Below are 11,445 nucleotides of genomic sequence, written 5' to 3'. Positions count from 1 at the left end.
TCCGAGCAGTAAGCACATGGCGAATTAATGGTGCAATTGATCTTTGGGACCACATTGTCCGCCGCGTGCATCCGAATCGTGTCAAGCTCACTAGCAGTCTCGGCCTGCATTATTCAAAACCCCAGCGAGAAAAACTCTCGGCTGCAATTACGGTATGATTGTCCACAATTTTCTGCAAATACCTGTTTTAAAACAGTTATTTAGGCTTGTTCATTATCGAGTGGGAATGGTGTCCAGGCGGCCGGATGATAGCTCTCCAAGGTGAGTACGCTTTGTCCGTATCGGGTAATCCTGTCCTGTCGGCAAAGAGCCGCGAATGTTCCATCGCGTTCAAGACTTGATTGGCTATTGCTTTTCCTTAGCAGGCCGCCTGCGCATTACGAATGCGATACACTCGGTTAATGCGTCAAAAGTGACGCTTAAAGGCGAAATTCTTGCTTTAATGCGTCAAATATCCATCATTAGAGACTGAATCGGTTCATTGTCCGCTGGCCAAAGCAACAATCGAATCCGCGTTGAGGTGGGTATAACGCTTCAGCATCTTCCAGTCCTTGTGACCGGTCACGAGCGCTACCTGTTGAATCTTCAGGCCTGCTTCAAACAGACGGCTCGTGCCTTCATGGCGAAGGTCATGAAAGTGCAGGTCTTCAATTCCGAGACCGATGCAGGCCCTTCGGAACGCCGTCCCGATCGATCTAGGATTATGAGGAAAGACGCGGCCCGTTGAGTTGCTCGCTCTGCGCTGGTCGTTGATCAGCGACCACGCGTCATATCCCGTTAGACCGACCAGCGGGACTTCCTGATGATTGCCATCCTTCTGGCGTGGATCCTTGCGATCCCGTACCGTCACGATGCGCCTGCGCAGGTCGACATCATCCCACTCGATCTTGCAGATCTCCGACTGGCGCATGGCTGTCGCGATTGCGAACTGAATGATCCTTGTCATCGGCGCCCAGTATCGCTCATTGGCGTCGAAGAAGGCGAAAAGCTGGTCGAGTTCTTCCTGCGTCGGCCGGCGATCGCGTTCCTTGCTCTTGCCGATCAGGCCAAGACGGTTGAGCGCTATACGGGCGAGCTTCACTTCTTCGACGGGCGTATGGACGCCGTGCACGGCTTTGGCGTGCAGCATGATCGTCTTCAGGTAGGAGATATCCATGGCGATGGTCGCGGGACCGGCCCCCTCGGCAGCGCGCATGCGGCCGAACTCGACGATGGTTTCGCGGTCGATCTGGTTGATGCGCGTGTGGCCAATGTCTTGCTTCAGCTTGTTCAGCGAGTAGGACTTCGAGCGGCGCAGGGGCTTTCGGGACTCATGCATGTCTGCAATGTGCAGGTCGACGAGATCGATAAGGGTATTGAGATGCTTGGGACGGGATTTGGAAACGCTTTCGCCGCGATCGATGCGGCGCTCCATATCGATCGTCCATTCGTCGGCATCGCGGCGTCGTTTGAACGTCTTGGAGACATAGCGTCCGTTTCTTCTGACTTGGGCACGCCAGCTGCCCGACGGGAGTTTCGTGATCGACGCCATTTCGTGTGCGCTCCGTGTGCAGTGACAGATCAAAACCGGTACAATCGTGTGCAAATTCATCCAAAAAAGTGCACACGTTCTTCTTTTAGTCCTCAGAAACTACAGAAAAAAGCATGAAAAATCAAGCCTATAGATTTTCTGTCGCCCCTATGATGGACTGGACGGATCGGCATTGCCGGATGTTTCATCGGGCGCTGTCATCAAAGGCGCTTTTGTGGAGCGAGATGGTGACGGCGGATGCCGTGATTCATGGCGAGCGCGAGCGGCTGATCGGCTATTCGGAGGCTGAGCATCCCGTGGTGCTGCAGCTTGGCGGCTCGGACCCGGCAAAGCTCGCCGAGGCGAGCCGGGTCGCCGAAGCGTTCGGCTATGACGAGGTCAACATCAATTGCGGCTGCCCATCCGACCGGGTCCAGTCGGGCCGGTTCGGCGCCTGCCTGATGCAGGAGCCGGGCGTAGTGGCAGACTGTGTTGCTGCGATGCGCGAGGCGGTGTCGATCCCGGTGACCGTGAAGTGCCGCGTTGCCGTTGATGAAGACCCGCCGCGCGAGACCCTGTTCGGCTTTGTCGACCGCGTTTCGGATGCTGGCTGCGAGGTCTTCACAGTTCATGCGCGAAAGGCCTGGCTGTCGGGCCTTAGCCCGAAGGAAAATCGCGATATCCCGCCGCTCGACTACGCGCTTGTGGGCGATCTGAAAGCGGCCCGGCCTGACCTCACCATCATACTCAATGGCGGGATCAGGACGATGGAAGAGAGCGCCGGGCACCTCAAGACTTTTGACGGCGTGATGCTCGGCCGCGCCGCCTATCAGACGCCGCAACTCCTCGCTCATGCCGACCGGTTGATCGAAACAGGAGAGGGCGAGGACGCAATCGACATGGCGGCATGCCAGGAGACGCTGAGACGCTACCGGCCTTACATGGAGGAGCAGTTGGCGCAGGGCACAAAGCTCTCCTCGATGACTCGTCATATGCTGGGCCTGTTTGCAGGCCAGCCAGGGGCGCGTGCCTGGCGTCGGACCCTGTCTGAGAAAGCTGTTAAGCCCGGAGCGGGCCTCGACGTGCTCGACGAGGCGCTTGAGCATGTGCTCGGCGCGCCCGTGAGCGCCTGATGGAGGCTTTCCTCGCTGAATACGGGCTGCAGATCGGCCTGCTTCTGCTGGCAGGCGTTGGGGCAGGTCTCGCCGCCGGACTGTTTGGCATTGGCGGCGGCGCGGTCATTGTGCCGGTGCTCTATTTTCTGCTGACGGCGCTCGGTTATGAGGACACTGCCATGCATGTCGCTGTCGCAACCTCTCTGGCGACGATCATCCTGACATCGGTCCGTTCGGTCATGGCGCACCATAGAAGGGGCGCGGTGGACTGGTCGGTTATTCGCGGCTGGGCGCCGTGGATCATGGCAGGCGCTGTACTCGGTCAGATCGTGGCGGGTTATATCTCGAAGGAAGGGCTGACGCTGATTTTTGGAGCGCTGCTCCTGATCCTCGCCCTGCAGCTCTATTTCGGCCGGCCAAACTGGAAGCTTGCCGATGATCTGCCGGATGGACCATCACGGTCCGGGCTCGGCGGCGCCTTGGGGGCGCTCTCGGCCATTATGGGCATTGGCGGCGGGACTTTCGGCGTCAGCCTGATGACAATTTGCGGCCGGCCCATTCATCAGGCCGTCGCAACCGCGGCAGGCTTTGGTGTTGCGATCGGGCTGCCCGGCGCGGTCGTTGCAATCATAAACGGGCTCGGCCGGGAGGGCCTGCCGCCGCTTTCCCTGGGGCATGTCAATCTGCCAGCCTTCGTGCTGATCTCTGCCTGCACGGTGACGATGGCTCCGTTCGGGGCGGCGCTCGCGCACAAACTGAACGCGGCCCTGCTTCGCAAGCTGTTCGGTGTTCTGCTCGTTCTCGTCTCGATCAGAATGATCTGGAAGACTATTGCCGGATGATCATCCGGTCGCCGCGAAACTCGTAGGAATAAAGTTCGCGCAGAAAGCTCATGCCCAGGAGAGACTGGGTCAGTTCTTCTTTCATGACGATGCCGTGGATGTTCTTCACACGCACCTGGCCGATCTGAATGGAATCGATGGTGACATACGCGCCGAACGTCTCGCCACCTGCCGTGCGGATGCGTGCATCATAGATCAGCTCATCCGGGCGCAGACCCATCTTGCGGGCATCGGCCTGTGTTATGGCAACCGTACTCGCGCCGGTATCGACCATGAAATCGACGCTCGCCTTGCGGTTCACGACAGTGCGGGCCCAGTAGTGGCCGTCATCGCGAATGCTGAGCACGGCAGATTTGCGGAAAGCAGGCTCGTCTTCTTCCTGCAGAGAGTTGACCGTTGGGGTCTCGCTTGGCGGCGGGGCAGAGGACGTACTGTCTTCCAACTTCGGCACGATCAGAACAGCAACCGCGCCCGCGATGACAGCGGCCGATACCAGAAGAGAGAGGATGCGGCTGTTCATGTGACCGGTCCCAGCTTGCCGAGCGCTTTCAGCCGGTCCATCCGTGTGTCGAGTTCGTCCATGATCGCTGCGCGTTCCTCGTCAGAGAAGCTTGTCCAGGCGCCAATCTCACGCAATTTACGTCCGCAGCCAAGGCACAGCCCCGTTTGTCCATCAACGGCGCAGACCTTTTTGCAGGGCGTTGCGATAGCTTTCATGTCGGCCTTCTCGATAGAATGGGCAGTTGCCGCTTATAGTGTATCTAAGGAAATCACGAATCTTTCATTGACTTCAACATCCGTTTCAGGCCGTTTGCGCCGGGGCTAGTGGAGACACCCTGCTTTGAGCGATACCGCGCCTTCTGCAGCACCCTTTGATGATGTGCGAGATCTCGCCCTGCGCCAGATCACGCCTGACATTGCGCCTGCCGAACAGGTTCGCGAAGCGCTTCTGAATATGGGGCGCGAAGGCGATTTTGGACGCCTTGGAGAGGCGGCAGGCTGGCTTGCTCAATGGCAGAAACGCTATCCGCCGCGGATCGAGAATGCGACGCTTGCCATCTTCGCTGGCGCGCATGGCATTTCCGGCGGCGGGGTTTCGCTTTCGAGCGACAAGAATACCAAGTCCAAGGTCGATGCGCTCCGCAGCGGAGAGGCGCCCTTGTCCGCGATCGCAGCGCAGGTCGGCGCGAATATTCGGGTCTTCGAACTGGCGATCGAGCAGCCCACGGCTGACTTTACCGACGGCGCAGCCATGAGCGAACGCGAATGCGCCGCCACGATTGCATACGGTTTTGAGGCGCTGGAAGGTCAGCCAGACCTGCTGGCGCTCGGGGTGATTGGCGCAGGGATCGGGACCGCCGCCGCCGCTGTCGCCTGCGCGCTCTATGGCGGGTCGGCCGACTATTGGGTCCGGCCCGGACCGCTGACGCCGAAGGATATGAGCGCCAGCCGCACCGGCATTGTCGATGCCGCTCTCGCAAAGCATCGCGGGCATCTGGATGACCCGCTTGAGGCGCTGAGATGTGTTGGCGGGCGCGAGCTGGCTGCCTGCGTCGGCGCAATCCTGGCCGCGCGGATACAGTCTGTGCCGGTGGTTCTGGATGGGTTCGCCACGACGATTGCCGCCGGCATCGTGCATGCCATCAACCCGGAAGCGGTCAGCCATGTCTGTTCGGCTCATGTGACCAAGCGGCCGGCGCATCAGGCCGCACTCGACCGCCTCGATATGAGACCGCTCCTTCCGGTTGAATTCAACACGGGCGGCGGCATGGGCTCGGCGGCGGCCACGGGCATTCTGAAGACGGCTTGCGCGCCTTTTATCGGCCGCCCGGCACCTTCTGAAAGCTGATCGGCGCCCAGTGGCCCGGTGCGACAAGCTTTACGTTGACGTCTGCGTCAACTTGCTTTCAGGGCAGGGGAGATGCACAACCGTTTCAAGTAAAGAGAATACACTTTGAGGAGCCGCCCATGAATCTTGAATTCACCCCTGAAGAAGTGGCCTTCCGCAAGGAAGTCCGTGCCTTCATCGAAGAAAATTATCCTCAGCACCTGCGCGGCGTGGGCGCGCGCGAGGATCTCAGCAAGGAAGACATGCTCGCCTGGCATCAAATCCTCGGCGAGAAGGGCTGGTCTGTCCCGGCCTGGCCGGAAAAATATGGCGGCACGGGCTGGACCTCGACGCAGCGCTATATCTGGTCTGAAGAGAATGCGCGCATGGACACGATCATGCCGCTGCCTTTCGGCGTCTCCATGGTTGGCCCTGTGATCTACACCTTCGGGTCCGAAGAGATGAAAGCCAAACACCTGCCGGGTATTCGCGAGGGCAAGGTGTGGTGGTGCCAGGGCTATTCCGAACCGGGCGCAGGCTCTGATCTGGCCTCGGTGAAGACGACGGCTGTCCGCGACGGCGACCATTACGTGATCAACGGCCAGAAGACCTGGACGACGCTGGCCCAGCATGCCGACTGGGGCTTCTTCCTCTGCCGCACCGATCCGAACGCATCAAAGCCGCAGGAAGGCATCAGCTTCATCCTGGCGGACATGAACACGCCCGGCATCGAGGTGAAACCAATCGTAACCATTGATGGCGGCCATGAGGTCAACGAGACCTGGCTCACCGACGTCCGCGTACCGGTCGAAAACCGGGTCGGCGAAGAAAACAAGGGCTGGACCTATGCCAAATTCCTGCTCGCCCATGAGCGCTCCGGCATTGCTGGTGTGGCCCGCTCCAAGCGCGGCGTGGAAAAGCTCCGCGACATTGCCTCCACCGAGCTTCTAGATGGCAAGCCGCTGATCCAGGACGACGAATTCCTGCGCAAGGTGAGCCAGCTCGAAATCGATCTCACGGCACTTGAATTCACCGAGCTGCGGACGCTGGCCAGTGAAGCGGCCGGTAAGGGCCCGGGTCCGGAAAGCTCGATCCTCAAGGTCAAAGGCACCGAGATCCAGCAGCGTCTGACCGAGCTTACGCTCGAAGCTGTCGGGCATTACGGGCATCCATACTTCCGGGGTTTTCCGGAAGACGGATCGAACGAATTCCCGATCGGCCCCGATTATGCCCATCAGGCAGCGCCGACCTATTTCAATATGCGCAAGACGTCGATTTATGGCGGCTCCAACGAGATCCAGAGAAACATCATCACCAAGATGATCCTGGGGCTTTAGAGCGAGGGAATCAGCATGTGGAGAAGCTCCACCTTGTTTGCGGCCTTTCTGGCGATCGCACAGGTGAGCTTCGCCCAGTCTGCCTATGATACGATGGAACCCGGCACGCTCATAAGCTGGAGTTTCGAGTTCGAAGAGACCTCGTTCACACGGTTGAGCGAGGTTGTGGCAAGTGGACCCGACTTCGTGATTTATCAGCCGGATCTGAAATACAAACCGACCTCGGCCGAGAGCTATGTCGTCGAGTTTTCCGGCGTCCATGCGCAATCGTGCAACGAGCCGTTGCCGGACGATGCTGATCGTCAGGCTCTGCAATCGCTATGGCCCTTGACCTCGGGAGCGTCTGCGTCGGTTCGCAGTGGCGCTGTTCCAGCGCGCTATAGGGTACAGGCAGCAGATCACGCCGACTTCATTGGAAGCAGGGGCTGGCCGGGGGAGGCGACCTGGGTTGAGGGGCAGATCGGCGACGCGGAATTGAAACTGCTCGTTTCTCAGGACTATGGCATGCATATCGGCGTGGAATGGGTCGCTGGCGGCAGTGGCCGTGTGCTCGAAGTGATCGAGCCGGAAAATCCAGTGACGGATGATGAGGCGCGCACGCTTGGCAACTGCTCAGTCCTTTTGAAGACGGAGTTCAGCAACTGAGATGAAACGGTTTTCGACGAGATGCGTGATCGCCGTTGTGGCAATCGTCTCTGGCCCGTTCGCGGCGACGGCAGAAGATGCGCCGCTGCCCGCGCTGGAACCTGGCTCCTCGGTTTTCTGGAACTCGATCTATGAGGGCGGCCAGTCAACCTTCCGCGAGATAGTCGTCGCGGCGGGAGACGACTGGGTGCTTTTTGAGTCCAAATTCGACGATCAATGGAGCGAAGACGTAACCGCTGCGGAGAACCTCTTTCTTGTATTCTCGGGGATCGACTATCGCTCTTGCGCCGATGGCCCCTTGCCGAGCCGGGAAGAGCGCGCCGCCGTGAAAGCGCTTCGCCCGTTCAAGGCGGGCGATACGGTCGAACTTACCACCCCCGAAGGCAGCCCGACCGTCACCGTTGGTGAGGCAGAAAACTATTTTTTGATGGGCGAGATGAGACCGGCCCACAAGATCTTCGTCGACTTTGAAGATGACGAGTTTGACGAGAATCTTGTCGTGCTCGACGATATGGACTTAACGGTCGCAATTGACTGGGATGAACAGAGCCGGGACAAGATCATGTCGGTGACAAGCGGCAAGCCCGGCGCCGCAACAGGATTTACAGAAGAGGAGCTTGGCATATGCGCCCCGCTCCTCGTTTCAGGCTAGATTATAAAAGATTATCCGGAGGACCCCATGGATTTCAATTTTTCAGAAGAACAGACAATGATCCGAGACAGCCTCGCGAGGCTGTTGCGAGACCAGTATGACTTCGACACCCGCCGCAAGGTTGCCGAGACCGATGCAGGCTGGCGCCCCGAGATGTGGCAGCAATTTGCCGAGCTCGGCCTTCTGGCAGCGCCTTTCTCGGAAGAGGATGGCGGCCTTGGAGGCGGCGCGCTCGACTCGATGGTCATCATGGAAGAGTTCGGCAAGGCGCTTGTGCTCGAACCTTATGTGCCGACCGTCGTCTGCGCCGGCGGCTTTCTTAAACATGCGGGAACGGCCGAGCAGAAGTCAGAGCATCTCGAAGCGATTATTAGTGGCGAGCGTGTCTTTGCCTTCGCCTACGCCGAGCCGCGCGGGCGCTATGACCTGTTCGACCTTGAGACCACCGCGAAGAAGGACGGCGACACCTATACGCTAAACGGCCACAAAGCGGTCGTCATCGGCGCGCCCTGGGCGAGCCACCTCATTGTGACGGCCCGCACCTCCGGGGATCGCCGCGACAAGGACGGGATTTCGGTCTTCATCGTCGAGAAGGATGCAAGCGGCATTACAACACGCGACTATCCAACCGTGGACGGTCGCCGCGCGTCTGAGGTCTATTTCGAAAACGTCTCAGTGCCTGACGCGAACCTGATCGGCGAGGAAGGCAAGGCGCTGCCGCTGATCGAGCAGGTCGTCGACGAAGCCACCGCCGCGGTCTGCGCCGAGGCGATGGGCGCCATGGGCGTTGCCCACCAGATGACGGTCGAATACTCCAAACAGCGCAAGCAGTTCGGTGTCGCCATCGGCAAGTTCCAGGTGCTCCAGCACCGCATGGTCGACATGTTCATGGAACACGAGCAGTCGATCTCGATGACCTACATGGCGACCCTCAAGCTCGACGAGGACGAGACGACCCGCAAGAAGGCCGTCTCTGCCGCCAAAGTCCGGATCGGCCAGGGCGGGCGTTTCGTCGGCCAGGAAGCGATCCAGATCCATGGCGGCATGGGGATGACCGATGAGCTTGCCGTGGGTCATTACTTCAAACGCCTGACCATGATCGACAGCGAATGCGGCAATGTCGACCATCACATGCGCCGCTATACGAGCCTTTCGTCCGAAGCGCTCAAGCAGGCGGCCGAATAGACACGTCGAACGCCTTTGATTGATTGACGTGCGCCCCCGTCCTGCCAAACTGGCAGGCGGGGGTTTTGTCATGGAGCCAATGCAAATGCGGATCAGCCATCTCATTCTCGCAATCAGCCTGGCGCTTGCGCCTGCAGCCTTTGCCCAGGAAGACACGGATACGGATGCCGCAACCTCGCAGTCTGACCCCTGCACCAGCGCGCCTTATCGCGCCTTTGATTTCTGGCTCGGCGAGTGGGATGTGACCGGGCCGCGTGGCCAGGCGGCCGGGCAGAATTCGATCACCTCAGAAGAAGACGGATGCCTCATCGTCGAGCGCTGGACCGGCGCGCAGGGCTCGACCGGACAAAGCTACAATTACTACAATCCAGTCAGCGGTATGTGGCGCCAGGTCTGGGTCAGTGGCGGCGCGCTGATCGACTATGAAGGCGGTCTCAATCAGCGCGGCCAGATGGTTCTGGAAGGCACGATCGACTACCACAATGGCGACAGCTTCCCCTTCCGCGGCGAGTGGACCCCGAATGAGGACGGCTCTGTCACCCAGCGTTTCGAACAGTACAATCCCGACACTGACGCATGGGATGAGTGGTTCACCGGCATCTACCGCAAATAGGGCAGGGGGTCGCTACTCCTGACGGTGCCGCGGACCAAGAATTTTCAGACAGCTCCCCTCGACAGGCTGCAGTGAGGGTGCCACTGACAGGCGCAAGTCTCCATACAGATCAAGAGGTAAGTCATGTCCGTTATCAAGCTCGAAAAATCAGGTCCGATTGCGACGCTGACGCTCAACCGGCCGGACATGATGAATGCGCTGGGTCAAGAGGGCGACGGGCCGGCTGTGGCAGCGGCCTGCGCCGAGATCGAGGCCGATCCCTCCATCCGGGTTGCGATATTGACCGGCGAAGGCCGGGCCTTCTCTGCCGGCGGAGATGTCAAGGCGATGCGCGATCAGACGGGCGCGTTTGGCGGTAGCCCCTATGACATCCGCAACGGCTATCGCCGCAACATCCATATGGTGGTGAAGTCGCTCTATAATCTCGAAGTGCCACTGATTGCCGCTGTAAATGGCGCGGCGATCGGGCTTGGCTGTGATGTGGCTTGTATGGCCGATGTCCGGATCGCGTCAGACAAGGCAAAATTCGGCGTCACTTTCCTGAAGCTCGGCCTTATCCCCGGCGATGGTGGGGCATGGCTCCTGCCGCGCATCATCGGCAATGCCCGCGCCGCGCAGCTTCTGTTCACCGGCGATGTGATCGACGCGCAGACCGCTGAGGACTGGGGGCTCATCTCCGAGGTCCACACAGGCGACGCACTGATGGATTCGGCTCTGGCGCTGGCGGACCGTATGGCCGCTCAGCCGCCACAGGCGCTGCGCCTCGCAAAGACGCTGCTTCGCCACGGCCAGAATGCCTCCTATGAGACGATCATGGAGATGTCGGCAGCCGCCCAGGCGCTGATGCACAAGACCGAGGATCATATGGAAGGCGTGCACGCCATCCTCGAGAAGCGTACGCCGACATTTGAAGGCAAGTAAGGTCCGGGAGAGAAAAGCTCATGGGACGACGGGCATCGGCGATAAGGTGTGTCCTTTTGCTGGCTGTGCCTTGCGCATTGGTCGCCCTATCGGCCTGTAGCGGTGCGATTGCGCCAGCCGAAACAACGGTCGCGAACCAGGAGCAGGCTGCCAACCCTCAGCCACTTTCCTATGAAGACCTCGGCCAGCAGGAACAGGCGGCAGTGACTGCCTGGCGGGCTTGGGCCGAAGCCGGGATAGCCGGCGAGATCAGGACCGGGGAGGAAGACTGGGACCGGCATATGGACGACCTGCGGGAACAGGCGCGCACGGCAGACAGTGAGTTCAAGCGTGAAATTTATACTCGCGTTGTCTCAGACCAGTTCTCGCGCCATACCTTGCCGGGAAGTCTCTCGGACATGCGCGAGAAGCTGGAGGCGCTTGGGCAAAGCGAGCTCACCGACGATCAGATGGCACGCGTCCAGCACGTGATCACGCGGGAGGCCTTCGCGGTCGATCTGGCGAACACCACCTGGCTAAAGCGGGAATTTGCCGCCAATGGAAATGATTGGTGGACGATCTCGCAGGTGGGAGAGCAGCCCGCCTATTATCTCTGGCTTCTCGCCCAGCATGCCGATCGTGACCCGGATTTCCAGAAACAGGCACTGGCCAGCATGGAGACTTTGCTTGCTGACGGCGAAGTTGATCGAACGAATTTTGCCTATCTTTTTGATCGCGTTGCGACCCCTGCCGGCGAGCCACAGCGTTATGGAACGCAGATCGAATGCCGCGACGGACGCCTTCAACCAATGCCGCTT

Annotated in this window: 12 protein-coding genes and 1 pseudogene; 10 read left to right on the top strand and 3 right to left on the bottom strand. The window is 59.8% G+C overall.

The annotated features are described in order from the left end of the window. Positions 1 to 478: 478 nt before the first annotated feature. Positions 479 to 1,531 (bottom strand): site-specific integrase, encoded by a 1,053-nt coding sequence (locus WA989_RS16455; protein WP_424341564.1) that lies wholly within the window; start codon positions 1,529 to 1,531, stop codon positions 479 to 481. Between the two features lie 107 nt (positions 1,532 to 1,638). On the opposite strand from WA989_RS16455, the pseudogene dusA reads away from it, so the two are divergent. Together dusA and WA989_RS16445 are read left to right on the top strand one after the other, a co-directional pair. Continuing rightward, a pseudogene (gene dusA, locus WA989_RS16450) lies at positions 1,639 to 2,643 on the top strand (tRNA dihydrouridine(20/20a) synthase DusA); the annotation flags it as partial. After that, entirely contained in the window at positions 2,643 to 3,467 is an 825-nt protein-coding gene (locus tag WA989_RS16445) for a sulfite exporter TauE/SafE family protein (protein WP_424341563.1), read from the top strand. The pseudogene dusA and the gene WA989_RS16445, both read left to right, overlap by 1 nt. Here WA989_RS16445 and WA989_RS16440 read toward each other — a convergent pair. Together WA989_RS16440 and WA989_RS16435 are read right to left on the bottom strand one after the other, a co-directional pair. Then, positions 3,454 to 3,987 (bottom strand): retropepsin-like aspartic protease family protein, encoded by a 534-nt coding sequence (locus tag WA989_RS16440; RefSeq protein ID WP_424341562.1) that lies wholly within the window; start codon positions 3,985 to 3,987, stop codon positions 3,454 to 3,456. The genes WA989_RS16445 and WA989_RS16440 overlap by 14 nt on opposite strands. Next, a complete protein-coding gene (locus WA989_RS16435; protein ID WP_424341561.1) occupies positions 3,984 to 4,184 on the bottom strand; it encodes a DUF1289 domain-containing protein in 201 nt (66 codons plus the stop codon). Before WA989_RS16435 ends, WA989_RS16440 begins: the two co-directional genes overlap by 4 nt. 124 nt (positions 4,185 to 4,308) lie before the next feature. Between WA989_RS16435 and WA989_RS16430 the strand changes: the two genes are divergently transcribed. From WA989_RS16430 to WA989_RS16395, 8 genes are all read left to right on the top strand, one after another. Then, positions 4,309 to 5,316 (top strand): nicotinate-nucleotide--dimethylbenzimidazole phosphoribosyltransferase, encoded by a 1,008-nt coding sequence (locus tag WA989_RS16430; protein ID WP_424341560.1) that lies wholly within the window; start codon positions 4,309 to 4,311, stop codon positions 5,314 to 5,316. A gap of 119 nt (positions 5,317 to 5,435) precedes the next feature. Continuing rightward, positions 5,436 to 6,632: an acyl-CoA dehydrogenase family protein gene (locus WA989_RS16425; protein WP_424341559.1), complete on the top strand. Its 1,197-nt coding sequence runs from the start codon at positions 5,436 to 5,438 to the stop codon at positions 6,630 to 6,632. A gap of 15 nt (positions 6,633 to 6,647) precedes the next feature. Then, positions 6,648 to 7,277 carry a hypothetical protein gene (locus WA989_RS16420; RefSeq protein WP_424341558.1) on the top strand — a complete coding sequence of 210 codons (630 nt, stop codon included), beginning with the start codon at positions 6,648 to 6,650 and terminating at the stop codon, positions 7,275 to 7,277. 1 nt (position 7,278) lies between these two features. Continuing rightward, on the top strand, positions 7,279 to 7,929 hold the full coding sequence (locus WA989_RS16415; RefSeq protein WP_424341557.1) for a hypothetical protein: 651 nt from the start codon (positions 7,279 to 7,281) through the stop codon (positions 7,927 to 7,929). Positions 7,930 to 7,956: 27 nt separating this feature from the next. Beyond that, positions 7,957 to 9,114 carry an acyl-CoA dehydrogenase family protein gene (locus tag WA989_RS16410; protein WP_424341556.1) on the top strand — a complete coding sequence of 386 codons (1,158 nt, stop codon included), beginning with the start codon at positions 7,957 to 7,959 and terminating at the stop codon, positions 9,112 to 9,114. Between the two features lie 85 nt (positions 9,115 to 9,199). Then, positions 9,200 to 9,727, top strand: coding sequence for a hypothetical protein (locus tag WA989_RS16405; protein ID WP_424341555.1), 528 nt, complete (start codon positions 9,200 to 9,202; stop codon positions 9,725 to 9,727). 123 nt (positions 9,728 to 9,850) lie between these two features. Next, entirely contained in the window at positions 9,851 to 10,648 is a 798-nt protein-coding gene (locus WA989_RS16400; protein ID WP_424341554.1) for a crotonase/enoyl-CoA hydratase family protein, read from the top strand. Positions 10,649 to 10,668: 20 nt separating this feature from the next. Next, a partial coding sequence (locus WA989_RS16395) for a DUF6624 domain-containing protein (RefSeq protein ID WP_424341553.1) occupies positions 10,669 to 11,445 on the top strand: 777 nt, incomplete at its 3' end.

Source organism: Henriciella sp. (assembly GCF_049649345.1).
Lineage (GTDB): Bacteria > Pseudomonadota > Alphaproteobacteria > Caulobacterales > Hyphomonadaceae > Henriciella.
Note: the sequence above shows the minus strand (reverse complement) of the source record. Positions and strands in the feature narration are given on the sequence as shown.